Source organism: Roseovarius sp. MBR-78, assembly GCF_040547535.1.
Taxonomy (GTDB): domain Bacteria; phylum Pseudomonadota; class Alphaproteobacteria; order Rhodobacterales; family Rhodobacteraceae; genus Roseovarius.
The window spans coordinates 162260-188777 of the sequence record NZ_JBEPPX010000005.1; the positions used below are offsets into that span (position 1 = coordinate 162260).

Genomic DNA, 26518 nt, shown 5'->3' on the forward strand with positions numbered 1-26518 from the left:
AATCATAGGGCCATGAACATGCCAGGCACCGGCCCGCTTGCGGGCGCGAAACCGACCGAGCCGCAGGTGGCGTTCCGCCGCGACGAGCTGGGCGTGATACTGTCGCTTTACGGGCGCATGGTGGCGGCGGGGGAATGGCGCGATTACGGCATTTCCTGCCTGCGCGAGGTGGCCGTGTTCTCGGTCTTTCGCCGCACCGCCGAGCATCCGCTCTACCGCATCGAGAAACGCCCCCGCCTCCGCGAGAGGCAGGGGCAATACGCCGTGATCGGCATGGACGGGCGGATATTGAAGCGCGGGCACGAGTTGCGCACCGTGCTGCGCGTGCTGGAGCGCAAGCTCATCCGCGCGGTGGAATAGCGCCCCGCCTCACGCCGCCCGCGTCTCGACCACCGCGCTTTGCTCGAGCGTGCGATGCACCGGGCAGCGGTCGGCGATCTCCATGAGTTTCGCGCGCTGCTCCTCGCTCAGATCACCGTCGAGGCGGATCACGCGCAGGAACCGGTCGGCCTTGGCCGTCCCGCGGCTGTCGGCGTCCTGCGCGTGCACCTTGTCGTGGCAGATATCGACGCTGACATGGGTGAGCGGCCAGCCCTTGCGGCGGGCATACATGCGGATGGTCATCGAGGTGCAGGCCCCGAGACCGGCGGCAAGAAACCCGTACGGCGACATCCCGCGATCGGTGCCGCCATAGGCCTCCGGCTCGTCGGCCAGCACATGGTGCGCGGGGCCAGCGTTCACATCCTGAAGAAAGCCCTCGGCATCCGCCTCGCTCACCCGAACGATCCCCTCGGGCGCGCCCGGCGGCGGCGCGGGTGGCCTGAGCGCAAGATAGCGCGTGGCCCAGGCGGCGATGACCTGCGCCGCGTATTCGGCATCCTGCGCATCGGTGACAAGGTGATCGGCCCCGTCGAGGGTGACAAAGCTCTTGGGGTGTTTCGCCGCCTTGAAGATTTCGGCGGCATTGTCGATCCCCACCACGGTATCGCGCGGCGCGTGCAGCACCAGAAGCGCGCAATCGAGCGCGGCGATCTTGTCGGCGAGGGTCTCGGCCTGCACGTCGCGCACGAAATCGCGCCCGATCCTGATCGCGCGCCCGCCAAGCGTGACCTCGGCCACGCCCTGCGCCTCGATCTCGTCGAGCGCACCGGCGAAATTATGGGTGACATGGCCGGGATCGAAGGGCGCGCCGATGGTGGCCACCGCGCGCACGCTCTTGATGCGGCCCGCAGCCGCCAGCACCGCCGCGCCGCCAAGGCTATGGCCGACCAGCAGTTTCGGGGCCATGCCGCGCGCCGCGAGCGCCTTTGCGGCGTGCTCCAGATCGGCCACGTTGGAGGCAAAGGAGGTGTTCTCGAACTCGCCGCCCGAATGGCCCAACCCGGTGAAATCAAAGCGCAGCACGGCGATACCCGCCCCCGCCAGCCGCCCCGCGATGCGGCGCGCGGCGGGGATATCCTTGGAACAGGTGAAGCAATGCGCGAAAAGCGCGGTGGCCAGGTGCGGCCCCTCGGGCAGGTCGAGCCGGGCGGCAAGCTCGTGGCCGTCATGGCCCGTGAAGGTGAAACGTTCGGTGGGCATGTGCTGTTTTCCTGTCTGTGTGGTCGGAGGCAGGATAGGCAAGCCGCGCCGCCGCTTCCAGCGCCACGGGCATTTTGTCACGCGATGGTGAGGCATCGCGCGCGTTTGACTCGAATTGGCGGCATTTTCCGGGCGCATGGCCACCCGCCGTTAACCGGCAGCGCGCCATCCTGTGGCCGGGCGCAACAGGAGGGTAAGCGATGACATGGCGGGTGCGCAGCAGGGCTGATATCCGGCGTTTCACGGCTGCGATCGCGATGATCGTGCTTCTGGGCAGCGTCGGCTTGCGCTTTGCGATCCTGCCGCCTGATCTCGCGCTGCGCACGCTTATTCCCGGCTCGGCGATGGCGCTGATGCTCGCCGCGCCGATCGCGTGGTTCGTGGGCCGCCGGATGCATGAGATTCACCGGCTCGGGGAGCGGCTCGAACATGCGATCAACCACGACCTGCTCACCGGCACCCACACGCGCAAAGCCTTCTACGAGCGTGCCGGACCGATCAGCGCGGGGGCCTGCGCGGTGATCGTGACCGATATCGACAAGTTCAAGGGGTTCAACGACCGCTACGGCCATTTCGCGGGCGATCAGGCGCTGCGCCAATTCGCAGCGATCCTGACCGCGAATTGCCGCGATGGCGATATCGTCGCGCGGTTCGGCGGCGAGGAATTCGTCATCGTGCTCTGCGACGCGGGCCCCGAAGAGGGGCTTGCCGTGGCCGAACGCCTGGCCGAGCGGGTGCGCGCCAGCCCGATCTATCACGGCGCGCACACCCTGCGCCTGACGGCGAGTTTCGGGGTTGCGGCGCTGCCGCCGGGCGGTGACATGGATGCCGCCATCCAGCAGGCCGACCGCGCGCTTTATCGCGCCAAACATGGCGGGCGCAACCGGGCGTTTCTTTTTGACCCGCGCCACGATCACGCGGCGATCCCCATGGGCACGGTCGCAGAATGAGTGCGGGGCATTGCCGCTATCGGGCTTTGCCTCCCGTTGACGCCGGGTTGCGCTTGCGCGCGGGGAGAATTGCGCCAAAATCGGATTTCACCGCACGCCACCGGATCACGAAGGACAGGCCCCATGACCCCGCTTATCGCCGATTACATCGCCACGCTCGGGCCCAGGGCCACGGGCCGCATCCGGGGCCGCGCGCGGCTCGAAATCACCGATCACGGCTCTGTTCTGCTGACCGAAACGGGGGCCGAGGCGGCCACGCCCGACACGCCTGCCGATGTGGTGCTGGGTGCGAGCGACGCGGTGTTTCGCGCCATCCTTGCGGGCGATCAGAACCCGATCACCGCCTATATGACCGGCAAGCTGCGGGTCGAGGGCAATGTGCAACGCGCGCTCAAGGTGTCGGGCATTCTGACCGGCTCATGACCCGCAACAGCCCTCGCCCGCCTGCACCGGCGGGCAAGCCACCGACCCATACGAGCAGAACACGCAGCAATCGCCCGCGCGCGGGCGCAGCACCGTGCCGCAGGTGCCGCATTGGTGGAACCACTGGCACGAGTCGGTGGGCATGTCCAATGCCTCCGCCGCGCCGCATTGCGGGCAGGTCAGGACGGATATCAGCGTTGGTTGCGGCGTTTGCGACGCCATAGCGAGGCTCCTGTCAGGATGGAAAAGGTGACCGCGAATGGCAGCCGCACCGAATCGGTGCAGAGCACGCCGATCATCCACGGCGATAGCGGCGTCACACGGAACAGCCGCAACATGCACCGTGGTGCATCTCGCCAATATACGCAACCGTATAGATAAGCTGGGCCCCAACAAGGCGTGCCGCGCGCAAACCGTCAGATACGCAGGAACGGCTGCGCGATGCGCGGGATCAGCCTGCGAAAGCGCAGCGGCGCATCGGTGGCGGCAAGGCAGATGCAATCCTCGCCGATATCGGCCACCGGCATGTGGTTCATATCCTCATTCGCGATCTCGATATCGCCGCGACCAAAGCGGTCTGCCTCGTCGACGAAGGCCCCTTGCAGCACCAGCGTCAACTCGGTCCCGCGATGGCCGTGATCGGGCACCGCCGCCCCCGCCGGGATATAGAGCAACCGCGCCGTCGCGTCGCGCGAGGTGGGCAGGATCGCCTGTTTCACCCCCATGCCGACGGGCCGCCAGCGCACATCGGCCAGACCACCGCCCACGTAATCGCAAAGCGGCGCGGGCAGGATGCCGGATGCCTTGCGCGGGGCGGGCACCGCCTCGGGCGCACCCGCGCGGATACGCGCCATCGTCGCGGCAAGGCTGTCCTCGGCCATCGCCACCGGCCCGGCATGATCGAGCACCGCGCCGCCAAGGCTCTCATAGGCACCAAGCCGCGCGCGACACTCGTCGCAAAGCGAGATATGGGTGGCCACGGTCAGGCTGAACGCCTCGGGCAGCGTGCCCGCGGCATAGGCCATCAGCAGGGGCCCGCTGAGGTGGTGGGTGATATCGGGCATTGTCATGGTCATTGGCGTCACTTCATTGCATGGCGCAAACGGTCGAGCGCCAGTCTGATGCGGGATTTGATGGTGCCGAGCGGCAGGCCGGTCTCTTCGGCGATCTCGGTCTGGGACAGGTCGCCGAAATAGGCCTTTTCGATCAGCACGCGCTGTTTCTCGGGCAGGGTGGCCAGCGCCTCGGCCAGTTTCGCGCTGTCTTGTTGCAGGGCCAGCGCGTCGGCCTGGTCTGGCTCCGGCTCCGGGCCCCAGGGCAGGTCTTCGGGCTCGGGGCGGCGCTGGCGGCGCAGGGCGTCGATGCGGCGGTTGCGGGCGATGGTGAAAATCCACGTCGCCACCGAGGCGCGGGATGGATCGAACAGATGCGCCTTGTGCCAAAGGGCTGCCATGGTCTCTTGCGCGCATTCCTCGGCCAGCGTCGCATCCGCGCCAGAGCGCATCAAAAACGCCTTTACCCGTGGCGCGAAATGCCCGAAGAGCCGCGCGAATGCCGCCTCGTCGCGCGCATCGCGCACCGCGATCATGGCCGCAACCCACGCATCCTGCTGCGCCCTTGTCCGTTTCTCCGATGCCACGCCGCTTACCGTCCCGTTCCGCCTTGTCGCCCGCCACATAGCACGCCGCCCCACGTGCGGCGAGGGGGCGGCGGCACTGTCGGCAAAGCTGTGGCGCGGCTCAATGAACATGACCGGGTTACGCGCCCCGCGCCGCGCCGGATCACTTTGCCGCACACAGCCCTGTTGCGGGGCCAAGGCGGAGGGCCGATCACGGGCCATTCTAATCCGGTTGTCACCGGGCGTCGTAACATGGAACATGACATGTCAAAGGAACAGGCCGACCATGCCCAAGCCCGAGCAAAAAAGCATCGCCGTGATCGGTGGCGGAATCACCGGCATGGGGGTGGCCGAGCGGCTGGCCTCGCGCCACGCGGTGACGCTTATCGAGACGGAGCGTCGACTTGGCGGGCATGCGCGCACGGTTATCGCGGGCAAGCGCGGCGATTGCGCGGTCGATACCGGTTTCATCGTGTTCAACTATGCCACCTATCCCGAACTTACCGCGATGTTCGACCGGCTGGGCGTGCCGGTGGTGAAAAGCACCATGAGTTTCGGCGCGTCGTTTCGCGGGGGGGCGTTCGAATATGGGCTGCAAGGTGGGCGCGCCTATTTCGCGCAAGCGCGGCGCGTGCTCGATCCGCGTCACTGGAGGATGCTGCGCGATATCTTCCGGTTCAACGCGGGCGCGCTGGCGGCAGCAAAAGACGGCGGGATGACCATCGGCGAATTGATCGAGGACATGCGGCTGGGGCGGTGGTTTCGCGACTATTACCTGACGCCGTTTTCCGGCGCGATCTGGTCCACGCCGGTGGAGAAAATCCTTGAGTTTCCGGCGCATGCGCTGGTGCAGTTCTTCAAGAACCACGGGCTGTTGGGCTATGAGGATCAGCACCAGTGGTATACTGTCGAGGGCGGATCGCGTGCCTATGTGACGCGGCTGGCCGCCTCGATGGCGGCGCGCGGCGTCGTGGTGCGGACAGGCTGCGCGGTGCGCGGCGTGCGGCGCGCGGCGACCGGGGTAGAGGTGCGGGCCGAGGGCGGCGCGTGGGAGCGGTTCGACGAGGTGGTATTCGCCACCCATTCCGATGACAGCCTGCGCCTGCTGGCCGATCCGACCGGGGCCGAGCGCGACAATCTCGGGGCCATCGCCTATCAGCCCAACGACATCACGCTGCACGCCGATGCCAGCCTCATGCCGCGCCGCCGCGCGGTGTGGTCGTCGTGGAATTATACCGAAGGCGCGACCAAGCGCGCGGGCCAGATCGACCTGACCTACTGGATGAACAGTCTTCAGCCGATCGCCCATGACGATCCGCATTTCGTGACCCTCAACACCACGCGCCCGATCCGCGAAGAGCTGATTTATGACCAGGTGACCCTGCGCCACCCGGTCTATGACATGGCGGCGCTGGCGGCACAGGCGCGCGTGCGCGCGGCCAATGGCACGGATGGGACGTGGTTTTGCGGGGCGTGGCTGCGCCACGGCTTTCACGAGGATGGGCTGGCCACCGGGCTGGAGGTGGCCGAGGCGATCCTTGCCCGCGACGCGGCCGCGGTTGCCGCCGAATGAGCGTGGTACGCCATATCGCGGGCCATACCTGGCACGGGCGCAAGGGCGCGGTGGAAAACGCGTTCCGATACGGGGTGGATTACCTGCTGCTCGATGCCGAGGCAGAGGCGCACGCGCCGCGCCTCTTCGCGCGCAATCGCGCCGGGGTGATGTCGCTGCATGACAGCGATCACGGCGGCGCGCCGGGCAAGGGGCGCGGGGCGGCATGGGTGCGCGAGGTGCTCGCAGAGCATGGCCTGCCCGCACCCGCGCGCATCGAATTGCTGGCGCAACCGCGCATCCTTGGTCATGTGTTCAACCCGGTGGCATTCTGGCTCTGCCGCGACAGGGCGGGCGATCTGCGCTACGTCATCGCCGAGGTGACCAACACCTATGGCGACCGCCATTCCTATCTGTGCCATCGCGACGATCATGGCGCGATCACCGTCACCGACCGGCTCCACGCGCGCAAGATTTTCCACGTCTCGCCGTTTCAGCCGGTGGAGGGGCACTACGAATTCCGTTTCGACCTGCGCCCCGAGCGGATCGGCATCTGGATCGACCTGACGGCAGGCAATGGCGGCGTGGTGGCAACGCTGACCGGGCGCGTGCGCCCGCTCACGCTCGGGGGGATGGCGGGGACGCTCTTGCGCCGCCCGTTCGGCTCGCGCCGGGTGCTGGCGCTGATCCACTGGCAGGCGCTTCGGCTGTGGTGGAAGGGGGCGCGGTTTCGCGCGCGCCCCGCGCCGCCCGCCGACGAGATAAGCCGGTGAGCCACGCCGCCGCCATACCCCGCGCGCAGCCCGCACCGCGCCTGCCGGCCTACGCGCTTTTCGCCGGGATGCTCGCGGCGGCGGGGCTGCCGGTCTACATCCACGCGCCCAAGGTCTATGCCGATGGCTATGGCGTATCGCTTGCGGCGCTGGGCACGGTGCTGTTCGCGCTGCGGCTCATCGACGTGGTGCAGGACCCGGCGCTGGGCTGGCTGGCGGCGCGGGGCGCGCGCTGGCGGGGGTCGGCGGTGACGCTGGCCGCCGCCCTGATCGCGGGCGGCATGGTGGGGCTGTTCGCCGTCACCCCGCCCATCGCGCCGCTGTGGTGGTTCGCGGTGATGATGACGCTCGTGTTCAGCGCGTTCAGTTTCCTCACCATCTGCCTTTATGCCGAGGGGGTCTCGGCCGCCGGGCGGCTGTCTGGCGCGGGGCATTTGCGGCTGGCGCGCTGGCGCGAGACAGGCGCGCTTCTGGGGATATGCGCGGCGGCCACGGCGCCCGCGCTTTTGGGCGGAGCGGCGGGCTATGCGCTGGCCTTTGCCGGGCTGGTGGCGCTGGCGTGGCTCGCGATGACGGGCGAGTGGCAGGGCGGCGGCGATACCGCGCCCACCGGCTTTGGCCTCGTGCTGCGCGACGGGCGCGCGCGCAGGCTTCTGGCGGTGGCGCTGGTCAATGCGGCACCGGTGGCGATCACCTCGACGCTGTTTTTGTTCTACGTCGAAAGCCGCCTTGCCGCGCCGGGATGGGAGGGGGCGTATCTGGTGCTCTTTTTCCTCAGCGCCGCCTGCGCCGCACCGGTCTGGAGCGCGCTGGCAGAGCGGTTCGGGGCGAAACGGATGCTGCTTGGCGCGATGGTTCTGGCCATTGCCGCCTTTGGCTGGGCGATCACGCTTGGCGCGGGCGACCTGACGGCGTTTGCGGTGATCTGCGTGGTGTCGGGCGTGGCGACGGGGGCGGATATGACGCTCTTGCCCGCGATGTTCGCCCGCCGCATGGCCGAGATCGCGCCGGGCGGGGCCGAGGGGTTCGGCCTTTGGGCCTTTGTGTCGAAATTCACGCTGGCGCTGGCCGCCGTGGCGGTGCTGCCCGCGCTGGAGGCCGCAGGCTTTCGCAGCGGCGGAGAGAATGACGCAGGCGCGCTGTGGCTTTTGGCGCTGCTTTATGGCGGGCTGCCTTGTGTTCTGAAACTCGGGGCGATCGCGCTGTTGCTGCGGCTCGACCTCGGTGACACGAAAGGATGACGGGATGGAGGCGATAGCCCTGATCGCGACGGGTGCAGCGGTGGCGCTGGGCGCTGTCTGGCTGGCCGCGCGGCTGGCCGGGTTCGGCGCGCAACGGCCCCACGATTACGCGGAGGGCGCGCCCGCGCTCGACCTGCGCGAGCATCTGAACGGCGCGATCAAATGCGAAGGCGTGATCTTTGGGCCGCTGGGCCGGGTCGCCTCGCGGTTCGATGCGGATTTCGAAGCCGAATGGCAGGGTAATCGCGGCATCATGCGCGAGCATTTCCGCTATGACAGCGGCAACCGGCAGGATCGCGAATGGCAGCTTGAGATCGGCAATGATGGCGCGATCCGGGCCGAGGCCGAGGATCTGGTAGGGCCGGGCACCGGGCAACAGACCGGATCGGCGGTGCGGCTATGCTATCGCATTCGCCTGCCGCTGGAGGCGGGCGGCCATGTGCTGAGCGTCACCGACTGGATGTATCTGACACCCGAGGGGGTGATCGTGAACCGAAGCCAATTCCGCAAGTTCGGGATCAAGGTGGCCGAGCTTGTGGCCACGATGAGAAAGGTGCAGGCATGAGCAACTGGCAGGGCAACCGCTATTGGCTGGTGGGCGCAAGCGAGGGGCTGGGCGCGGCGCTGGCCGCCAAGCTGAGCGCGGCGGGGGCCGAGGTGATCGTGTCGGCGCGCAATGCCGCGCGGTGCGACGAGGTAGCGGCGGCGCTGCCGGGGCGCGCGCGGGCGGTTCCGGTGGATGTGCGCGACGAGGCCAGCGTAAGAGCGGCGGCAGAGGCTGTGGGCGAGATCGACGGGATGGTCTATCTCGCCGGGGTCTACTGGCCGATGGCGGCGACGGCGTGGCGCGCCGAGGAGGTCACCGCGATGGCGGATGTGAATTTTACCGGCGCGGTGCGGGTTTTGGGCCATGTGGTGCCGGGGATGGTGGCGCGGGGCGCGGGCCATATCGTGCTCACCGGCTCGCTCTCGGGATTTCGCGGATTGCCGGGGGCCATCGGCTATGGCGCGTCCAAGGCGGGCATCATGAGCCTTGCCGAATCGATGCGCGCCGACCTGTGGCGCAGCGGCGTGCGGGTGCAGCTGGCCAATCCCGGTTTCATCCGCACGCGGCTCACCGACAAGAACGATTTCGCCATGCCGTTCATCATGCCGCCCGAGGCGGCGGCGCAGGAAATATTCGAGCTGATGTGCGACGATGCGGCGTTTCAACGCCATTTCCCGCGGCTTTTCAGCTATGTCTTCCGGCTCTCGCGGCTATTGCCGGATTGGGCCTATTACCGGCTCTTTGCGTAAGATCAAGGCGAGGTCTCGGCAGGCGGGCAAATCTGTGCCATCATCGCACGAGAGGAGGCCGCCCATGCTCGACATCACCGTCTACAAGATTGCGCAGATCGTGCTCATGGCGCGCGAGCTGGACCGCGCCGAGGCCGAGCTTCGCGCCTTTATCGACCGGCTGACCGAGGAGGAACAGGCCAGCCTTGTCGCCGTCATGTGGGTTGGGCGCGGCACGTTCGAGGCCGAGGAATTCGACGAGGCGCGCCGCACCGCCTATGAGGAGGCAACGACGCCCTGCGCCGATTACCTGATCGGCACGCCGCATTTGTCGGACCATCTCGAAAACGGGCTTGATGCGCTGGGACTGTCGGCCTCTGATGACGAGGATGAATTGATCCGCGGCGGATAATCTACCCCCGCTGGATACTTTCGAGATAGGCCATCAGCGCCGCCAGCGGGCGCGGTGTCGGGGTCAGCACCCCGTCGCCCACATCCACCGGCACGGTATCGCCCTCCAGCAGCAGGCCGAATTCCGGCATTTCCTGCCCCGGCAGGCCGGTGCGGTCATAGCCGTCGATCACCGAGAGCACATGCGCGCGCGGGAACGTGCCATCCTTTGACAGCCGCGTGAGATCGGCGGGCGGCGGCATCATGCCCTCGGCCCAAGGTCCATCGCCCTCGCCGCCTGCCCCGTGGCATTGCGCACAATTGGCGGCATAGAGTGCCGCGCCCTCGCTTGCATCCGGCATGGAGACGGCCTGCACGCAGGCAGCGACGCCGAGGGCGCCGATCAGGGGGGCAAGGGAATACTGCATCGCGGGCCTCATGCTCTTTTGCCCGCAAGCTAGCAAGCGCCCGGCGCGCGCGCAATGATCCGTGTCAAGCCATCTCGCCCGCAAGCGCGCGGTCAATGAGCGCCACGGTTTCCTCGACGCCATAGAGCGCGATGAACCCGCCGAAACGCGGCCCCTGCGAGGCCCCCAGCAACACCTCGTAAAGCGCCGTGAACCAGCCGCGCAGCGGATCGAACCGCTCGCGCCCCGCGTCGTAGACCAGACCCTGCAAGGTCTCGTCGTCGCGCGGGCCCTGATGCGCGGCAAGCCGGTCGCGCAGATCCATCAGCGCCTCGCGCTCCAGATCCGACGGCGCGCGATAGCGCTTCGCCGGGGCCACGAAATCCTCGTAATAGCGCAGCGCAAACCCCGCCGCCGCATCAAGATCGGGATGCGTCTCGGGGCTGGCCTCGGGCGCGTAGCGGCGGATGAAGCCCCAGAGCGCGGCCTTGTCATGGGCGTGCGCCACCGAGGCGAGATTGAGCAGCATCGAGAAGGGCACCACCATGCGGCTCTCGGGCACATCGCCGCCATGGATGTGATAGACCGGGTTGTTGAGCCGCTGGCCCGCATCCTGATCCACATAGGCGCGCAATTGCTGGTGGTATTCATCCACCGCGCGCGGGATCACGTCAAAATGCAGCCGTTTGGCGGTCTTGGGCTTTTGATACATGAAATAGCTGAGCGACTCGGTCGCGGCATAGCGCAGCCATTCGTCGATCGAGATGCCGTTGCCCGAGGATTTGGAGATTTTCTGCCCGGTCTCGTCGAGGAAAAGCTCGTAGGTGAAATGCTCGGGCGCGCGCGCGCCAAGCGCCCGGCAGATGCCGTCATAGATCGGCGTGTTGGTGGAATGGTCCTTGCCATACATCTCGAAATCGACGCCAAGCGCGGCCCAGCGCGCGCCGAAATCGGGCTTCCATTGCAGTTTGACGTTCCCGCCGGTGACGGGAAGCGTCCATTCGCGGCCCGTCTCGTCGTCAAAGGTGATCTCGCCCTTGGCACCGTCCACATGCTTCATCGGCACGTAAAGCACGCGGCCCGTCTCGGGGTGGATCGGCAGGAATATCGAATAGGTCTGCCGCCGCTCCTCGCGCAGGCTCTTGAGCATGATCTTCATGATATCGTCATAGCGCTCGGCGGCGCGGCGCAGCACCTCGTCGAACTGCCCCGAGGCATAGAATTCGGTGGCCGAGATGAATTCGTAGTCAAACCCGAACGTGTCGAGAAACCGCCGCAGCATGGCGTTGTTATGCGCACCAAAGCTGTCATGCGTGCCGAACGGGTCGGGCACGCTCGTGAGCGGCTTTTGCAGATGCTCGCGCAAGGCGTCTTGGTCGGGCACATTGCCCGGCACCTTGCGCATCCCATCGAGATCGTCGGAAAAACAGATAAGCCGCGTCGGAATGTCGCTGATGACCTCAAAAGCGCGGCGGATCATCGTGGTGCGCAGCACCTCGCCAAAGGTGCCGATATGCGGCAGGCCGGAGGGGCCATAGCCCGTCTCAAAGAGCACATGGCCCTTTTCAGGCGGGGCTTTCTCATAGCGTTTGAGCACCCGGCGCGCCTCTTCAAAGGGCCAGGCCTTGGATTGCATCGCGGCATCGCGCAGATCGGACATTGCTCAAACTCCAGCTTCGCCGCGCGCCGTTGGGGCCGCACGGCCTCGCGCTACCTATTGCCGGGGGGCGGCACAGTCAATATTCTGCACCGCAACATGCCCCCGCCCGAAAGGCCGCAAATGTCAGACCAGATCCCCCACCCGCTCAGCCCGCAGGATTGCCTTGTCGCCCTGATGATCGCGGTTTCGGCCTCGGACGAGGACATGCGCACCGCCGAGCTTGTCAAGATCGAGAGCCAGATCAACAACCTGCCCGTTTTTGCCAGCTATGATCTCGACCGGCTGCGCGTGATGTCGCAGACGGTGTTCGATCTGTTCGCGGTCGAGGACGGGCTGGATGCGCTCTTTGGCCTCATTCGCGACAACCTGCCCGAGGCGCTGAACGAAACCGCCTATGCGCTGGCCTGCGACGTGGCCGCCGCCGATGGCACGCTCAATGATCGCGAATTGCGCCTGCTGGAGGAAATCCGCTACGAGCTCGATATCGACCGGCTGCACGCTGCGGCGATCGAGCGCGGCGCGCGCGCGCGCCACCTCACGATCTAGGCGCGGGCGCGATTGCCCCTCGCACCACGGCGGCAAGGCCGCTATAAGCGGGCCGCGCACACCAACCCGGAGAGACGCTGCCATGACCGGAGAATTGTCCCCCATCGACAAGGCCAAATATGTCGCCGCCAAACGCTCGGTCGATTTTATCGAGGACGGGATGCGCGTGGGCCTCGGCACCGGCTCTACCGCGGCGTGGATGGTGCGGTGCCTCGGCGAGTTGGTGCGCGAGGACGGGCTCAAGATCAAGGGCGTGCCCACCTCGACCCGCACCGCCGAGCTTGCCCGCGAGGTGGGGATCGAGGTAATCAGCCTCGACGAGGCGAAATGGCTCGATGTGACGATTGATGGCGCCGACGAGTTCGATGCCAATCTCAACCTTATCAAGGGCGGCGGCGGGGCGCTGTTGCAGGAAAAGATCGTCGCCACCGCCAGCGATCAGATGATCGTGATCGCCGATATCGGCAAGGAGGTCGAACATCTCGGTGCCTTCCCGCTGCCGGTCGAGGTGATCCCGTTCGGCTGGCAGACCACAAAATCGTTGATCGAGGAATTGCTCATCAACATGGATGTGCTGGGCCGCGATGCCACGCTGCGCATGAACGGCGACCGCCCCTTTGTCACCGACGAGGGCAATTACATCGTCGATCTGCACCTCGCGCGCATCGGGCAGCCGCACCGGCTCTCGATGGCGCTCAACCAGATGCCGGGGGTGGTCGAGAACGGGCTGTTTCTGGATATCTGCGACGTGGTGATCCTGGGCTTTGGCGACGGGCGGGTGGAGACGCGCGACATCAACGATGGCAGCATCGCCAAGGACCGGATCGACTTTGTCGAAAGCGAGAACCTTTTCGCCGATCTCGACGATTAGAGCATGTTGCTCAAAAGTGGGAACCGGTTTTGAGCTTCTCGAACATGCTAAATCAATAAGTTAGAGCGTGGCGCGTGAATGCGAATGAACACGACACGCTCTAGGACTGGCTGATTGACGCGCGGTTGCTGATGGGGGCTTGGAGACCGAACCGTGGGCGCTGCGGATCGGCTTCGTCGACATGACCGGCGTGACGAGGCCGGTCGATTTGGTGCGATGAGCCGCGCGCGTGCCCGTCCGAGGGGGGCCAATGGGCCCTTCAGGCCACGTCCCGCCGCAGGCTGGCAAAGCGTGGTCCGCTCATAACGACGCCTCCGGGCGAAATCCTTCGGGGATGCGGTCCACCCCGTCAAGCATCAGGTCGGCCATGACCTCGGCCACCTTGGGGGCCATGCCAAAGCCGATCTTGAACCCGCCATTGGCGATGAACTGGCCGGGATGCAGCGGATGCGCCCCCAGCATCGGCGCGCGGCTGCGCGTACGCGGACGCAGCCCGGCCCAGCGTTCGATCACCGGGGCCTCGGCCAGCGCGGGCAGGGCGGCGCGCGCGGCGGCGATCACCGCGTCAAGCTGCGCGTCGGTGGCGGTCGGGTCGGCATAGTCACGCTCGGAGGTGGAGCCGATGGCCGTGGTCCCGTCCTCGTGCGGCACGATATGCACGCCGCCCGCGAATATCTGCGGCAGGTCGCGCGCGTCGAAATCGAGCAGCGCGGCCTGCCCCTTGACGCCATTGCCGACGGTGCGACCGCGCGCGGCGCTCAGCTCTTCCAGGCCCGCCACGCCGGTGGCCCAGAGCACGCGGCCCTTGGGCACCCCCTCGCGCAGCACCTCGGCCCCCGCGCCGCGCAGTGCCGCCACCAGCGCGGCGCAGGCGCGGCGCGGATGCAGCCGCGCGCTCAGCGTGTCGCGGATCACGTATCCGGTGGGGCTTGGCGGGCACCAGCCGCCGGTGGCCGCCTCCAGCTGCCAAAGCGCCCTGCCCTGCCAGAGCCGCGCCGCGCTCGCCGCGCGCTCATGTGCAAGCGCCAGCGCCGCGTCATCCGCCACCGGCTGCACTCGCCCCAGCCGCGCATAGCCCGGCGACACAGCTCCCGCCTCGGCCACCCCGGCCCAGAAGCCTTCGGCCATGATAAGGCTCTCGAACTGGAACGCCTTCTTGTCATTCCAGGTTTCCGGCACATGCGGGGCCAGCGCGCCAACAAGCCCGCCCGAGGCCCCCGCGCCAGGACCTGCCGGGTCGATCACCCGCACCCTTGCCTCGCGCCGCGCGCAGGCCCAGGCGGTCGCCAGCCCGAATATCCCCGCCCCCATCACCGTGATGTCGGTCATTGCACATTTCCCCGCGCGCCGTCATGGTCCAGACGCTTTCTAGCGGAGTGCCCGATGCAGGACCAGCAGGCGCGGATCACATGGCGCGACGGCGAGGTGCCGGTCTCGACCCGCTTTGACGATCCCTATTTCAGCCTCGATGACGGGCTGGCGGAGACGCGGCATGTTTTCGTTGCGGGCAACGATCTGCCGGCGCGATTCCGGGACGGGTTTCACATTGCCGAACTGGGCTTCGGCACCGGGCTGAACCTGCTCGCGGCGCTTGTGGCATGGCGCGCGGCGCGCGTGCCGGGGCGGCTCAAATACACCTCCTTCGAGGCCTATCCGATGGCCCCCCAAGACATGCGCCGCGCGCAAGCCCGGTTTGCGGAACTGGCGGGGCTGGCGGCGGAGCTTGCCCCCCATTGGCAGGGCAGCGCGCAGGAGATCGCGCTGCCGGACCTGCATTTCACGCTTGTGGCGGGGGATGCGCGCGAGACGCTAAGCCACTGGCCCCACAAGGCCGATGCCTGGTTTCTCGACGGGTTTTCACCGGCGAAAAACCCCGAGATGTGGCAGCCCGCCCTGATGGCCGAGGTCGCCCGCCACACCGCCACGGGCGGCACGGCGGCCACCTATACGGCGGCGGGCTTTGTGCGGCGGGGCTTGGAGGCGGCGGGGTTTTCTGTCAGCCGTGTTGCGGGATACGGGCGCAAGCGCCACATGACCCGCGCAATATTGGACAGGCGATGACAGATCAGAACACCCGCCTTGGCATCTGGATGATGGTGCTCACCACCTTCATCTTTGCGGTGCAGGATGGCATCTCGCGGCATCTGGCGGGCGAATACAACGTCTTCATGGTGGTGATGATCCGGTATTGGTTCTTTGCCGCCTTCGTGATGACCATCGCCGCGCGCCGCGCGGGCGGGTTGATGGCTGCCGCCGCCACGGCGCAGCCCTTGATGCAGGGCTTTCGCGCCGTGCTGCTGGTGGCGGAAATCTGCGTGATGATCTATGGCTTCACGCTTCTGGGGCTGGTCGAGAGCCATGCGGTGTTTGCCGCCTATCCGCTTCTGATCGCCGCGCTCTCTGGCCCGGTGCTGGGCGAGCGGGTGGGCTGGCGCAGGTGGGTGGCGATCGGCGTGGGCTTTGCCGGGGTGCTCATCATCCTGGAGCCGGGATTCGGCGTGTTCCAGCCCGCCGCCGTGATCCCGTTCATCGCCGCGCTGATGTTCGCGCTTTACGGCCTGCTCACCCGGTTCGTCGCGCGGCTCGACAGCGCCGCCACCTCGTTTTTCTGGACCGGCACGGTGGGTTCGGTCGCGATGACCGTCGTGGGCGCGTGGTTCTGGGAGCCGATGACAGGGCCGGACTGGATCTGGATGGGCGCGCTTTGCATCACCGGGGCGGCGGGGCATTACACGCTGATCAAATGCTACGAGGTCGCCGAGGCGAGCGCCGTGCAGCCCTTCGCCTATCTGCAACTGGTCTTTGCCAGCACCATCGGCATCGCGGTGTTTTCCGAGACCATCCGCCTCAACGTGGCACTCGGGGTGGCGCTGATCGTGGGGGCGGGGCTGTTCACGCTCTGGCGACAGCGGCAGAGGGGGTGAGGCGCGCGCCATCCAAATTCACACCGTTCGACGCCATTCGCTCGGCCACCTTGGGAGCCACGCTTGAAATATGTTGCTCAAAAGTGGGAACCGGCATCGAACGCCCCCCCCCATGCACACCACCCTCGTGGCATGTCCCGAAATAGGTTCGTCGGGAGAACAGCGCCCCGCGCTGTTTTCCGGCCCTTCTCATTGCGAAAGCTCATTGAAGTCACCAACACGCTTATCAGCACGGACAGGGCATGGCGGCCCAAAATGGCTTGACCCGAACCGAGACGTGATGCCGCGCGGGAGAAAATGAATCCCTGGCCGCGTCAAGCCATTTGCACCCTCCACAGTGCCGCCGGTCATTGTCCGCGCCGTCTGCCATACTCCCCCGTCACGACCGCACCGCCCATCAGCGGCTATCTTGTGCCAGGTGTTGAAAATTGGGCCGCGCCCGCTTGGCAGGGCCTTTGCGAAGGGTTACATCGGCGACATGGCACGACAGCACACACATGACGGCCCCGGCCCCTCGCAGCGTCAATTGCGCGTGGGCGAGCTTATCCGCCGCACCCTGTCGGAGGTGCTGATGCGGGGCGATATCCATGACCCCGAGTTGAACCGCCTCTCGATCACCGTGGGCGAGGTGCGCTGCTCGCCCGATCTCAAGATCGCCACCGCCTTTGTCATGCCCTTGGGCGGCGAGGGGCGTAGTGAGGCGATCGCGTTCCTCGCGCGCAACAAGGCCGAATTGCGCCGCATCATCGGGCGCAAGGCGGGGCTGAAATTCACCCCCGACCTGCGGTTTCGCCTTGATGAGACGTTTGACCAGATGGACGAGACGCGGCGGCTTTTCGCCGAGGACAAGGTGCGCCGGGATGTCGAGGGGTAAAGGCCCCGAGCGCTGGCAAGCGCGCGTCATTTCCCGGCTTGACCGGGCAATCTCGCGGGTCTGGCTGCGCCTGTGGCCAGAGATGCCCCGGTCAAGCCGGAGCATGACGGGTAAAGGGCAGCGCGCGCGCGCCTGCATCCTTCTTGCCGCGCTCGCTCTGCTCGCCCCCCTCCCCGCCACCGCCGCCGCCTGCCGTGCCATCACCTTTGAGGGCGCGGGCTATACGCTCTGCGAGGCCGATGCCGCCCGCGACGATATCCGCCTCTTTCTCAACGATCCCGCGCGCGGCACCCCGCTTGGCAGTTTCGCCAATACCGACCGGCTCTTGGCGCGCGAGGGCAAGCGGCTTGGCTTCGCCATGAATGCCGGCATGTATCACGCCGACCGCAGCCCCGTCGGCCTTTATATCGAAGAGGGACTGCAGGCGGCGCCGCTTCTGACCGGGGCCAGCCCCGGCAATTTCGGGATGCTGCCCAATGGCGTGTTCTGCGTCTCCGAGGCTCGCGCCGAGGTGATCGAATCGCGCCGCTTCGCGCGCGCCGCCCCCGACTGCCGCTTTGCCACCCAATCCGGGCCGATGCTGGTGATCGACGGCGCACTGCATCCGCGCTTTCTTGAGGACAGCGACAGCCTGCATATCCGCAACGGCGTGGGCAATTCCGCTGACGGGCGGCGCGTCTGGTTTCTCATCTCAGACGCGCCGGTGAATTTCCACCGCTTCGCGCGGGTTTTCCGCGACCATCTCGGCGCGGCACAGGCGCTCTATCTTGATGGCAAAATCTCGCGGCTGCACGCGCCGGGGCTGGGCCGCTCGGATACCGTGTTCCTGCCGCTGGGGCCGATCGTCGGCGTGGTGGTTGACGCAGGTGCGCCGCTCGACTAGGCCCTGCGGCCTGACCCAGGCGCAATTTCAGGACCGCATATGGCACGCAAGGCAAAGGGCCGCGACATCTCGGGTTGGCTGGTGGTGGACAAGCCTGCGGGCCTCACCTCCACCGCCGTGGTGAACAAGGTGAAATGGGCGCTTGACGCCAAGAAGGCAGGCCATGCCGGCACGCTCGACCCCGAGGCGACGGGCGTGTTGGCCATCGCCCTTGGCGAGGCCACCAAGACGGTGCCGCATATCACCGACGCGCTCAAGGCGTATCGCTTTACCGTGCGGCTGGGGCAGGAAACCGATACCGACGATGCCGAGGGCCGGATAACCGAGACCAACGACGCGCGCCCCGAGGATGACGCGATCAAGGCCGCGCTCGGCGGCTTTCTGGGCGAGATCATGCAGGTGCCGCCGCGTTTCTCTGCGGTCAAGATCGACGGCGAGCGCGCCTATAAACGCGCCCGCGACGGCGAGGATTTCGAGACCACAGCCCGCCCGCTCTGGATCGAGGAAATCGTGCTGGTGGACCGCCCCGACCGCGATACCGCCGTGATCGAGATGACCTGCGGCAAGGGCGGTTACGTGCGCGCCGTGGCCCGCGATCTGGGCCGCGCGCTGGGCTGCTTTGGCCATGTCCTGACGCTGCGGCGTCTGTGGTCCGGGCCGTTCAATGCCGAAGACGGTATCGACATGGAGACCATCGAGGCGCTGGCGCGCACCCCCGATCTCGACGCCCATCTGCGCCCGCTCGAAGAGGGGCTTGCCGATCTGCCCATGCTCACCGCCACGCCCGAGGGCGCGGCGCGGCTGCGCAACGGCAATCCCGGCATGGTGATCGCCAGCGGGGTCGAGTATGGCGAGGAATGCTGGGCCGCCGAGGCGGGCCGCGCGGTGGCCATCGGGCGCTACAAGGCGGGCGAGTTGCACCCCTCGCGCGTGTTCAACCAATGACCGCACCCGAGGACCGGCACGACCCCGGCGGCCGCGTGCGCCTGCGCCTGCCCGAGGGCGTGCAGGGCGGCGCGACATTCTCCGACTGCGGCCGCTACCGGCAGGCGCTCAGCCGCGACTGGACCGCACCGGGAGAGGTGCCCCGCACGGTGCTTTTCGTGGGCATGAACCCCTCGGTCGCCGATGCCGCAGCCTCCGATCCCACCTGCCACCGCGAGCTGGGCTTTGCCCGCGACTGGGGCTTTACCCGCTATCTCAAGGGCAATGTGCTCGACTGGCGGGCCACCTCGCCGCGCGATCTGCCGCATGATCCGGGCATGGCGTGCAGCCCCGCCAATATCCCCGCGCTGGTGGCGATGGCGGCCGAGGCCGAGATGGTGGTGATGGCCTATGGCCGTCTGCACCCGCGCCACGCGGGCACCGTGCGCGACGCCGTCACCGCGCTCGCCGCGACGGGCCGCCCGCTGCGCTGTTTTGGCCTCAACAAGGACGGCTCGGCCAAGCACCCGCTCTACCTGCGCCGCGATGCCGCGCTGATGGAGTTTCCGCTGCCCGGTTGATAGCCTACGCCGCGCCGTCGCGGGCAGGCAAAACCGGCGGATGTCAGAGCCGCGTCCAGCCCTCGGGGATGAGATCGGGATTGGACAGTTTCGCCGTGCCGAACCAGTTCGCGGGCGCGATCACCCGGCGGGTCGGCGCGGGGTTGAGCCACGCCCCCCACCACGAAAAGGTGGAATTGGCGATCACATGATGGGCGCAGCGCGACATCAGGTGAAGATCGAACGCGCCGCGCGTCTCGTCGTTGAGATCGACCACCACCTTTTGCGTGCCAAGATCGAGCGCGTCGCGCGCCCAGCCGGGATCGTTGGAAAAGACAAAGCAGGTCAGCGGCGTGCCAAGATCATCGGCCAGCCGTGCGATGGCCCGGCGGTAATAGTCCGGCGGGCAGGCGGCATAGCTGCCCGAGGCGAGGTAATCGCCGCGCCGCACATGGACCGAGACGGCGCAGGGCGCGGCCTCGATCCGCGCGGTCATATCGGCATTGGCCAGATCAAGCGGGGTGGTGAATGCCAGATCGCTGCGCAGCCGCCCGGCGATAGCGGCGAAATAGCGCGCGGATTGCCAGTAGCCGTGCAGATAGCTGCCGTCGGGCAGGTCACGGAACGCCGGGTCGAAGCCGAGGCCGCGCTCGCGGTAAAAGCGGGGGTTCCGGCCCATAAGCCGCCACAGCCCATAGCGCAGCATCCCGTCGGATCTGGCGGGCGGCAGGGGCGTGTCGGTCCGGTATCGCGCCCGCGCGAAATGACCCATGCCACAGGCCCGCGCGCCGCCGAGATAACGGGTATCAAGCGCCAGATCGGTGCGCAGGTGATCGGCAAGCGCGCGCCCGGCGGCATATTGGAAAAGCTGGTTGCCAAGCCCCCCGAAAAGCCGCGCAACGATCATCCCGGCCCGCCCGCCGCCGGGGCCGCGCTTTGCCGCGAGGCCGCCGCCACCGCCCGGCGATAGCGCAGCCGCGCCCATTCGCGCCCCAGCCGCTCCATCGGGCCGCGCGCCCCGCCCTGAATGGTCGAGCCGTCGAGCCGGTGGGCGATATCGGTGATCCCCGCGGGGTGGATCGCGGCGGGGCGCAGCCCGGTATGCCAATGGCTCTGGATAAACGTATCCACGGGCCGGTCAAACACCTCCGACAGGTGCAAAAGCCGCTCGGCGGCGGCGCGGCTCAGCATCTGCGCGGTGGTGCGCAGCCCTGCCACCCGCGGCACCGCAAGCGTCGCCCCGCCATTTGTATCGACCACGGTGGCGGGGCGCGGCACCGGGCGGGTCTGGAACTGGATATAGCCCAGATCGGCGATGTGATCGCGCGCCAGTGCCAGCGCGGCGGGGAAAGGATCGGCGATGGCGGCATCATCCTCGATGAGGAGCGCGTGATCCAGATCGCGCCGCACGATCTCGGCCCAGATCTGGCGGTGGCTGAGGAAACAGCCGATCTCGCCGGTCTTGAGGCCGAACGGGTAGGCCGGTGCAAAGAGCCGCGCGCCGACGCAGGCCGCAAGATCGCGCGACGACATCGCGCGGCCATCGACGGCGGCCCAGATCTCGCCCTCCATCCCGCAGCCCTCGAGCAGGGCGCACGCGTTGTCGCGCCGCGCCGTGGCACGCACCAGATGCAGGATAAAGGCGTGGCCCGCCACCAGATCAGGCGCCGGGGGTCCAGCCCGAGACGGCCTTGACCTCGAGGAAATCCTCGATGCCCCATTTACCGCCCTCGCGCCCGTGGCCCGATTGCTTCATCCCGCCGAAGGGCGATCCCGCGCCGCGCGATTTGCCGTTCATCTCAACCATGCCCGAGCGCAAGCCGCGCGCAAGGCGATTGGCGCGGGCGGCGTCAGTGGTCTGGACATAGTTCGTGAGGCCGTAAGGCGTGTCATTGGCGATGCGCAACGCCTCCTCCTCTGTCTCAAAGGGCATGATCGACAGGACCGGGCCAAAGATTTCCTCGCGGGCGATGGTCATGTCGGGGGTGACATCGGCAAAGACCGTGGGCCGCACGAAAAACCCGCGATTGAGCCCGTCGGGGCGGCCAAGACCGCCCGCGACAAGCCGCGCGCCCTCGTCGATGCCGATCTGGATCAACCCTTGTATCTTGTTGAACTGCGCCTCGTTGACGACCGGGCCGATATGGCGGCCCTCTTCATGGGCGGGGCCGACCTTGATTGCGGCGGCGACCTCGGCGGCCTCTGCAACGGCGCTGTCATAGCGCGACCGTTCCACCAACATCCGCGTGGGGGCGTTGCACGATTGGCCGGTATTGTTCATGCAATGGATCACGCCGCGCTTGACGGCCTTTTCATCGGCATCGGCAAAGATCAGGTTCGCGCCCTTGCCGCCCAGCTCAAGGCTGACGCGCTTGAGCGTGTCGGCGGCGGATTTCGAGATGAGTTTGCCCGCGCGCGATGAGCCGGTGAAGCTGACCATATCGACGCCCTCATGCGCCGAAAGCTGGCTGCCCACGCCCGCGCCATCGCCGTTGACGAGGTTGAACACGCCCTTGGGCAGGCCCGCCTCATGGATCACCTCGGCGAAGATCAGCGCGTTGAGCGGCGATTCCTCGCTTGGCTTGAGCACCATGGTGCAGCCCGCAATGAGCCCCGCGATCACCTTGAGGGTGATCTGGTTCTGCGGCCAGTTCCACGGCGTGATCATCGCCACCACACCCACCGGCTCGTGGATGATGCGGTCATTCGGGGCGTGATCGCCAAGCGGCTCGTCGAATTCGAAGGCGCGCGCGGCGGTCAGGAAATTGGTGATATGCCACGTCCCCGAAGGCACCTGTTGCTGGCGCGCCATGTCGATGGGCGCGCCCATCTCCATGCTGGTGGCCTGCGCCATATCCTCGGCGCGGGTTGCGTAAACCTCGAGGATTTTCTCGACATGAGCGATGCGTTCGGCGGGCGGGGTGGCCATCCATGCCGGAAAGGCCGCGCGCGCGGCGGCGACGGCGGCATCGGTATCGGCCTGCCCGCCGAGCGCGATGACCGCGCAGGGCTCCTCGGTGGTGGGGTTGATGACGGCGTGATCACGGCCGGAAAGCGGCTTCTGCCAGGCCCCGTCAATATAGAACATCTTTTTCTCGATCATGGTTGACCTCCGTGGATTTGGCGGCACTCTGTCAGCGGTTCCGGCGCGCCGCAAGGCCGGATGATCCGGCCCTCTGGGAATTTGATCAAATCCCCGCCCGCGCCCGCAAAACAAGGAGGCTTTCATGGCACTTCGCATCAATGACACGATCCCCGATCTGACCGTCGAGACCGATCTCGGCACGTTCTCGCTGCACGAGTGGATCGGCGATAGCTGGGCGATTCTGTTTTCGCATCCCAAGGATTTCACCCCCGTTTGCACCACCGAATTTGGCGCCGTTTCGCGGCTGGCTGATGAATGGGAGAAGCGCGGCACCAAGGTAATCGGCGTCTCGGTCGATGGCGTCGAGGATCACCGCAAATGGAAGGGCGATATCGAGGCCGTCGGCGGGGCCGCGCCGCGATTCCCGATCATCGCCGATGACGGGCTGGCGGTCTCCAAGGCCTTCGACATGCTGCCCGCCGAGGCCTATCTACCCGATGGGCGCACGCCTGCCGACAGCGCCACGGTGCGCTCGGTCTTCATCATCGGGCCGGACAAGCAGTTGAAACTGTCGATGACCTACCCGATGACGGTGGGGCGCAATTTCGCCGAGGTGCTGCGCGCGCTCGACGCGCTTCAGACCACGGCGAAACATGGCGTGGCGACGCCCGCCGACTGGACGCTTGGGCAGGATGTGATCGTGCCGCCCTCGGTGAATGACGCGGCCGCGCGCGAGAAATTCGGCAGTTTCGATGCACAACTGCCCTATCTGCGCAAGGTGAAGCTGCCGGGATAACCGTCGGGCGCGCGCAACCCGCCCTTACCGCACCACCATGACCGAGCACGCGGCGTGGCGCACCACCCGCGCCGCGTTGGGGCCAAGCAGGAAATCGTGGAAATCGGGCTTGTGCGCGCCGATCACGATGAGCGAGGCCCCATCGGCGCGGGCCACGCGAAGGATTTCCTCGTAGGCGTTCCCGGTCACGACGAGGTGACGGATGCTGGCATTGGCCTCGGGGCCGAGCACCTCTGACACCAGATCGTCGAGCCGCCGCCGCGCCTCTTGCTCGATCTTGGGGTGATGTTCCTTGTCGAAATAGCTGCCTACCACGCTCATCCCGTAATCGGGCACGACGGTAATGAGATCAAGCTGCGCCCCGTCGAGGGCCGCAAGCCGCGCGGCAGAGCGCAGCACGTTATCGTCACGGCGCGGGTTGCTGATATCGACGGCGCAGAGAACGGGGCCGGTCATGTCGTGGCTCCTTGCTTGATCTGGGTTTCCCTCCCGAGGCGGGCGCGCTGCAACAGCGCCACCAGCGCCAGCAGCAGGAAGGCTGGGATGAACAGAAGCTCTTGCGGCCATTGATCGACCGGGGCCTTGACGGTGGTGATCGTGACCGGCGTGTCGCCGTAGAAATCATAGCCCTGCATCGTATCGGCAAAGGGCGTGCCGAACATCGGCTCGTCGAGCAGCACCTGATCGCCCTCGGGAATGAGCGTCAGGCCATACTCCTGCAACAGCGCCGCCCCGTCCTTGTCCTCGGTGACCGAGAGCACCAGCGTCGTCTCCTTGGGCTCACCGCTGATGAAATCGGGGCCAGCCACCACGATGCGCAGATCCTGCCCCGGCACCGCGCGCCCAAGCGCCTGCTCAAGCTGCGCAGGCTCGACGATCTCGAAGGGTGGCTGGATCCGGTCCATGAAATAGTCGGGCCGGAACAGGGCAAAGGCCACCAGCACCAGCGCGACACTTTCGTAGATGCGGTTCTTGGTCAGGAACCAGCCCATGGTTCCGGCAGTAAAGACAAGGATCGCGATGGTTGCCGTGATGAAGGTGATGATACCCTGGGTCACCGTGACATCAATCAACAGCAGGTTGGTATTGAAGATGAACACGAAGGGCAGCGCCACTGTGCGCAAGCTGTAGAAGAACGCGACAATGCCGGTCTTGATCGCGTCGCCCCCCGACACGGCGGCGGCGGCAAAGCTTGCCAGCCCCACCGGTGGCGTCACATCGGCCATGATCCCGAAATAGAAGACAAAGAGATGCACCGCGATCAGCGGCACGATCAGCCCCGATTGCGCGCCAAGCTCCACCACCACGCCCGCCATCAGCGACGACACGACGATATAATTGGCCGTGGTCGGCAGGCCCATGCCCAGCACGAGGCTCAGCAGCCCCACCAGGATGAGCATCAGCACCAGATTGCCACCCGACAGGAACTCAACCAGTTCGGACATCACCTGCCCCACCCCGGTGAGCGTGACCGTGCCCACGATCACCCCGGCGGTGGCGGTGGCAAGGGCGATGCCGATCATGTTGCGCGCCCCCGCGATCAGCCCGTCGATGAGGTCAAGGAGACCGGCGCGCACGGCGTTGGCCATCTCGCTCTGGCCACGGAACATCGCCTTCAGGGGGCGCTGCGTCAACAGGATCACAAACAGCAGCGCCGTCGCCCAGAAGGCCGAGAGGCCGGGCGATTTCTGCTCGATCATCAGGAAATAGACCAGCACCACGATGGGCAGAAGGAAGTATAGCCCCGCCTTGTAGATCTCGCCCACGTCGGGCAGGCGCACATCCTCTGAATTGGGGTCGTCCGGCTCAAGATCCGGCACGCCTGCCGCGAACCAAAGCAGCGCGACATAGGCCAGCACCAGAAGCGCCGACAGGACCAATCCGGAATTGTCGGGCACGGCGGCGACGATCCAGCCCACCGGGTATTGCACCCCGTAGCAAAGCCCCGCGAATCCCGCGAAGAAAAGCGCCATGCCGCCGATGGTGCGCCCCAGGCTCACCACCCGGTCGCCGAGCGTCGGCATGTTCTGCTTCACCGCCTCGAGATGGACGATATAGACCAGCGCGATATAGCTGATCGTGGCGGGCAGGAAGGCGTGGGTGATGACCTCGACGTAAGAGATGCCGACATATTCCACCATCAGAAAGGCCGCAGCCCCCATCACCGGCGGCATGATCTGGCCATTGACAGAGCTTGCCACCTCGACCGCGCCGGCCTTCTCGGAGGTGAAGCCCACCCGCTTCATCAGCGGGATGGTGAAGGTGCCGGTCGTGACCACATTGGCGATGGACGAGCCGGAAATGAGGCCAGTGGCGGCAGAGCCGACCACGGCGGCCTTGGCCGGACCGCCGCGCAGATGGCCCAATGCGCCGAACGCCATCTTGATGAAGTAGTTGCCCGCGCCCGCCTTGTCCAAAAGCGCGCCGAAGAGCACGAAGAGAAACACGAACTTGGTCGAGACGCCCAAAGCGATGCCAAAGACACCCTCGGAGGTGATCCACATATGGCTCATCGCCTTTTGCAGGCTGGCACCCTTCCAGCGGATCACCTCGGGCACCCATTCCGAGGCCCCGAAGAAGACATAGCCGAGAAAGATCGTGGCGATGATCGCCATCGCAGGCCCGAGCGCGCGGCGCGCGCCCTCGAACAGGATCAAGAGACCTGCAAGCGCCATCCATTTGTCGGTGTGATCGGCCAGCCCGCCATTATCGACGATCTTGGCGTAGAAGAAATAACCGTAAAGCGCCAGATAGGTGCCCGCGAGGCCAAGCACCCAGTCATAGATCGGCACATATGTGCGCGGGCTGGATTTCAGCATCGGATAGGCCATGAAGGCGAGAAAGATCGCGAAGGCGAGGTGGATCTGGCGCGAATTGTTGATGAGATCGCCGGGCAGCACGTAATTCGCGAGCGGCGAGGCCAGCAACACCTGGTAGAGCGACCAGACCAGCGCCACCACCGCCAGCAGCATCGCCACCTTGCCGGTCGGATTGCGCGCGCCGCCGTCGTTGGAGGCGACCATCTCTTGCAGCTCTTCTTCGCTGAGCGGCCCCTTGGCTTGCGTGTTCTCGGCCATGCGTTGCGTCTCCCTGACGTGCCGCGGTCAATCCGCGATCTGTTATGCTGAGTTTGAAATAACCCAAAGGGAATTGGCAAGGGCGGTGTGCCGCCCTTGCCGGGTCGC

General features: G+C 66.8%; 31 protein-coding genes. 18 read left to right on the forward strand and 13 right to left on the reverse strand.

Features of this window, described 5'->3' with window-relative positions:
* Positions 1–12 precede the first annotated feature (12 nt).
* Positions 13–360 (forward strand): DUF2794 domain-containing protein, encoded by a 348-nt coding sequence (locus tag ABIE58_RS05905; RefSeq protein ID WP_354543762.1) that lies wholly within the window; start codon positions 13–15, stop codon positions 358–360.
* Positions 361–369: 9 nt separating this feature from the next.
* Here the strand turns inward: ABIE58_RS05905 and ABIE58_RS05910 are convergent, their stop codons facing one another.
* Positions 370–1581, reverse strand: a complete 1212-nt coding sequence (locus ABIE58_RS05910; RefSeq protein ID WP_354543763.1) for a bifunctional alpha/beta hydrolase/OsmC family protein — start codon at positions 1579–1581, stop codon at positions 370–372.
* Positions 1582–1781: 200 nt separating this feature from the next.
* On the opposite strand from ABIE58_RS05910, the gene ABIE58_RS05915 reads away from it, so the two are divergent.
* Together ABIE58_RS05915 and ABIE58_RS05920 are read left to right on the forward strand one after the other, a co-directional pair.
* Entirely contained in the window at positions 1782–2531 is a 750-nt protein-coding gene (locus ABIE58_RS05915; protein WP_354543764.1) for a GGDEF domain-containing protein, read from the forward strand.
* A 123-nt stretch (positions 2532–2654) separates the two neighbouring features.
* The gene (locus tag ABIE58_RS05920) at positions 2655–2954 is read left to right on the forward strand and encodes an SCP2 sterol-binding domain-containing protein (RefSeq protein ID WP_354543765.1); all 300 of its coding nucleotides are present in this window, start codon (positions 2655–2657) and stop codon (positions 2952–2954) included.
* Here the strand turns inward: ABIE58_RS05920 and ABIE58_RS05925 are convergent.
* From ABIE58_RS05925 to ABIE58_RS05940, 4 genes are all read right to left on the reverse strand, one after another.
* Positions 2949–3176: a GDCCVxC domain-containing (seleno)protein gene (locus ABIE58_RS05925; RefSeq protein WP_354543766.1), complete on the reverse strand. Its 228-nt coding sequence runs from the start codon at positions 3174–3176 to the stop codon at positions 2949–2951. The two genes, ABIE58_RS05920 and ABIE58_RS05925, sit on opposite strands and share 6 nt — an antisense overlap.
* Complete coding sequence (locus ABIE58_RS05930; RefSeq protein WP_354543767.1) at positions 3146–3292, reverse strand: hypothetical protein; 147 nt, start codon at positions 3290–3292, stop codon at positions 3146–3148. Before ABIE58_RS05930 ends, ABIE58_RS05925 begins: the two co-directional genes overlap by 31 nt.
* Positions 3293–3370: 78 nt before the next feature.
* The gene (locus tag ABIE58_RS05935) at positions 3371–4024 is read right to left on the reverse strand and encodes a ChrR family anti-sigma-E factor (protein ID WP_354543822.1); all 654 of its coding nucleotides are present in this window, start codon (positions 4022–4024) and stop codon (positions 3371–3373) included.
* Positions 4025–4035: 11 nt separating this feature from the next.
* Complete coding sequence (locus ABIE58_RS05940; RefSeq protein ID WP_354543823.1) at positions 4036–4542, reverse strand: sigma-70 family RNA polymerase sigma factor; 507 nt, start codon at positions 4540–4542, stop codon at positions 4036–4038.
* Positions 4543–4858: 316 nt separating this feature from the next.
* Here ABIE58_RS05940 and ABIE58_RS05945 point away from each other — a divergent pair, with 316 nt between their 5' ends.
* The 6 genes from ABIE58_RS05945 to ABIE58_RS05970 all read left to right on the forward strand — a co-directional run bounded on the left by ABIE58_RS05945 (position 4859) and on the right by ABIE58_RS05970 (position 9825).
* A complete protein-coding gene (locus ABIE58_RS05945; protein WP_354543768.1) occupies positions 4859–6145 on the forward strand; it encodes an NAD(P)/FAD-dependent oxidoreductase in 1287 nt (428 codons plus the stop codon).
* A complete protein-coding gene (locus ABIE58_RS05950) occupies positions 6142–6897 on the forward strand; it encodes a DUF1365 domain-containing protein (protein WP_354543769.1) in 756 nt (251 codons plus the stop codon). Before ABIE58_RS05945 ends, ABIE58_RS05950 begins: the two co-directional genes overlap by 4 nt.
* Positions 6894–8138 (forward strand): MFS transporter, encoded by a 1245-nt coding sequence (locus tag ABIE58_RS05955; RefSeq protein WP_354543770.1) that lies wholly within the window; start codon positions 6894–6896, stop codon positions 8136–8138. Before ABIE58_RS05950 ends, ABIE58_RS05955 begins: the two co-directional genes overlap by 4 nt.
* Positions 8139–8142: 4 nt before the next feature.
* Positions 8143–8703: a DUF3833 domain-containing protein gene (locus ABIE58_RS05960; protein WP_354543771.1), complete on the forward strand. Its 561-nt coding sequence runs from the start codon at positions 8143–8145 to the stop codon at positions 8701–8703.
* The gene (locus ABIE58_RS05965; protein WP_354543772.1) at positions 8700–9434 is read left to right on the forward strand and encodes an SDR family NAD(P)-dependent oxidoreductase; all 735 of its coding nucleotides are present in this window, start codon (positions 8700–8702) and stop codon (positions 9432–9434) included. Before ABIE58_RS05960 ends, ABIE58_RS05965 begins: the two co-directional genes overlap by 4 nt.
* Positions 9435–9498: 64 nt before the next feature.
* The gene (locus ABIE58_RS05970) at positions 9499–9825 is read left to right on the forward strand and encodes a DUF3775 domain-containing protein (protein ID WP_354543773.1); all 327 of its coding nucleotides are present in this window, start codon (positions 9499–9501) and stop codon (positions 9823–9825) included.
* Between the two features lies 1 nt (position 9826).
* Here ABIE58_RS05970 and ABIE58_RS05975 read toward each other — a convergent pair whose 3' ends face one another.
* Both ABIE58_RS05975 and ABIE58_RS05980 read right to left on the reverse strand, forming a co-directional pair.
* The gene (locus ABIE58_RS05975; protein ID WP_354543774.1) at positions 9827–10231 is read right to left on the reverse strand and encodes a c-type cytochrome; all 405 of its coding nucleotides are present in this window, start codon (positions 10229–10231) and stop codon (positions 9827–9829) included.
* Positions 10232–10295: 64 nt separating this feature from the next.
* A complete protein-coding gene (locus ABIE58_RS05980; RefSeq protein ID WP_354543775.1) occupies positions 10296–11870 on the reverse strand; it encodes a lysine--tRNA ligase in 1575 nt (524 codons plus the stop codon).
* Positions 11871–11990: 120 nt separating this feature from the next.
* Between ABIE58_RS05980 and ABIE58_RS05985 the strand changes: the two genes are divergently transcribed.
* Positions 11991–12416, forward strand: coding sequence for a tellurite resistance TerB family protein (locus ABIE58_RS05985; protein WP_354543776.1), 426 nt, complete (start codon positions 11991–11993; stop codon positions 12414–12416).
* 82 nt (positions 12417–12498) lie between these two features.
* Positions 12499–13287, forward strand: a complete 789-nt coding sequence (rpiA, locus tag ABIE58_RS05990) for a ribose-5-phosphate isomerase RpiA (RefSeq protein ID WP_354543777.1) — start codon at positions 12499–12501, stop codon at positions 13285–13287.
* A gap of 300 nt (positions 13288–13587) precedes the next feature.
* On the opposite strand, the gene ABIE58_RS05995 is transcribed toward rpiA, so the two are convergent.
* Positions 13588–14616 carry an NAD(P)/FAD-dependent oxidoreductase gene (locus tag ABIE58_RS05995; protein WP_354543778.1) on the reverse strand — a complete coding sequence of 343 codons (1029 nt, stop codon included), beginning with the start codon at positions 14614–14616 and terminating at the stop codon, positions 13588–13590.
* A gap of 54 nt (positions 14617–14670) precedes the next feature.
* On the opposite strand from ABIE58_RS05995, the gene mnmC2 reads away from it, so the two are divergent.
* From mnmC2 to ABIE58_RS06025, 6 genes are all read left to right on the forward strand, one after another.
* Complete coding sequence (gene mnmC2, locus ABIE58_RS06000) at positions 14671–15348, forward strand: tRNA (5-methylaminomethyl-2-thiouridine)(34)-methyltransferase MnmC2 (protein WP_354543779.1); 678 nt, start codon at positions 14671–14673, stop codon at positions 15346–15348.
* Positions 15345–16211: a DMT family transporter gene (locus ABIE58_RS06005; RefSeq protein ID WP_354543780.1), complete on the forward strand. Its 867-nt coding sequence runs from the start codon at positions 15345–15347 to the stop codon at positions 16209–16211. Before mnmC2 ends, ABIE58_RS06005 begins: the two co-directional genes overlap by 4 nt.
* A 478-nt stretch (positions 16212–16689) precedes the next feature.
* Positions 16690–17085, forward strand: a complete 396-nt coding sequence (gene rbfA / locus ABIE58_RS06010) for a 30S ribosome-binding factor RbfA (protein ID WP_354543781.1) — start codon at positions 16690–16692, stop codon at positions 17083–17085.
* A 103-nt stretch (positions 17086–17188) separates the two neighbouring features.
* Positions 17189–17968, forward strand: a complete 780-nt coding sequence (locus tag ABIE58_RS06015) for a phosphodiester glycosidase family protein (protein WP_502950068.1) — start codon at positions 17189–17191, stop codon at positions 17966–17968.
* A gap of 39 nt (positions 17969–18007) precedes the next feature.
* Positions 18008–18913: a tRNA pseudouridine(55) synthase TruB gene (gene truB / locus ABIE58_RS06020; protein ID WP_354543783.1), complete on the forward strand. Its 906-nt coding sequence runs from the start codon at positions 18008–18010 to the stop codon at positions 18911–18913.
* Positions 18910–19473 (forward strand): DUF1643 domain-containing protein, encoded by a 564-nt coding sequence (locus ABIE58_RS06025; protein ID WP_354543784.1) that lies wholly within the window; start codon positions 18910–18912, stop codon positions 19471–19473. Before truB ends, ABIE58_RS06025 begins: the two co-directional genes overlap by 4 nt.
* Positions 19474–19516: 43 nt before the next feature.
* Here the strand turns inward: ABIE58_RS06025 and ABIE58_RS06030 are convergent, their stop codons facing one another.
* The 3 genes from ABIE58_RS06030 to ABIE58_RS06040 are packed head-to-tail and all read right to left on the reverse strand — an operon-like array spanning position 19517 to position 22555.
* A complete protein-coding gene (locus ABIE58_RS06030; RefSeq protein WP_354543785.1) occupies positions 19517–20437 on the reverse strand; it encodes an alpha-1,2-fucosyltransferase in 921 nt (306 codons plus the stop codon).
* On the reverse strand, positions 20356–21108 hold the full coding sequence (locus tag ABIE58_RS06035; RefSeq protein ID WP_354543786.1) for a glycosyltransferase family 25 protein: 753 nt from the start codon (positions 21106–21108) through the stop codon (positions 20356–20358). Before ABIE58_RS06035 ends, ABIE58_RS06030 begins: the two co-directional genes overlap by 82 nt.
* Before the next feature lie 4 nt (positions 21109–21112).
* A complete protein-coding gene (locus tag ABIE58_RS06040) occupies positions 21113–22555 on the reverse strand; it encodes an aldehyde dehydrogenase family protein (protein ID WP_354543787.1) in 1443 nt (480 codons plus the stop codon).
* A 124-nt stretch (positions 22556–22679) separates the two neighbouring features.
* Here ABIE58_RS06040 and ABIE58_RS06045 point away from each other — a divergent pair, with 124 nt between their 5' ends.
* A complete protein-coding gene (locus ABIE58_RS06045) occupies positions 22680–23333 on the forward strand; it encodes a peroxiredoxin (RefSeq protein WP_354543788.1) in 654 nt (217 codons plus the stop codon).
* 24 nt (positions 23334–23357) lie between these two features.
* Here the strand turns inward: ABIE58_RS06045 and ABIE58_RS06050 are convergent, their stop codons facing one another.
* Together ABIE58_RS06050 and ABIE58_RS06055 are read right to left on the reverse strand one after the other, a co-directional pair.
* A complete protein-coding gene (locus ABIE58_RS06050; protein ID WP_354543789.1) occupies positions 23358–23789 on the reverse strand; it encodes a universal stress protein in 432 nt (143 codons plus the stop codon).
* Positions 23786–26410: a TRAP transporter permease gene (locus ABIE58_RS06055; protein ID WP_354543790.1), complete on the reverse strand. Its 2625-nt coding sequence runs from the start codon at positions 26408–26410 to the stop codon at positions 23786–23788. Before ABIE58_RS06055 ends, ABIE58_RS06050 begins: the two co-directional genes overlap by 4 nt.
* Between the last annotated feature and the right edge of the window lie 108 nt (positions 26411–26518).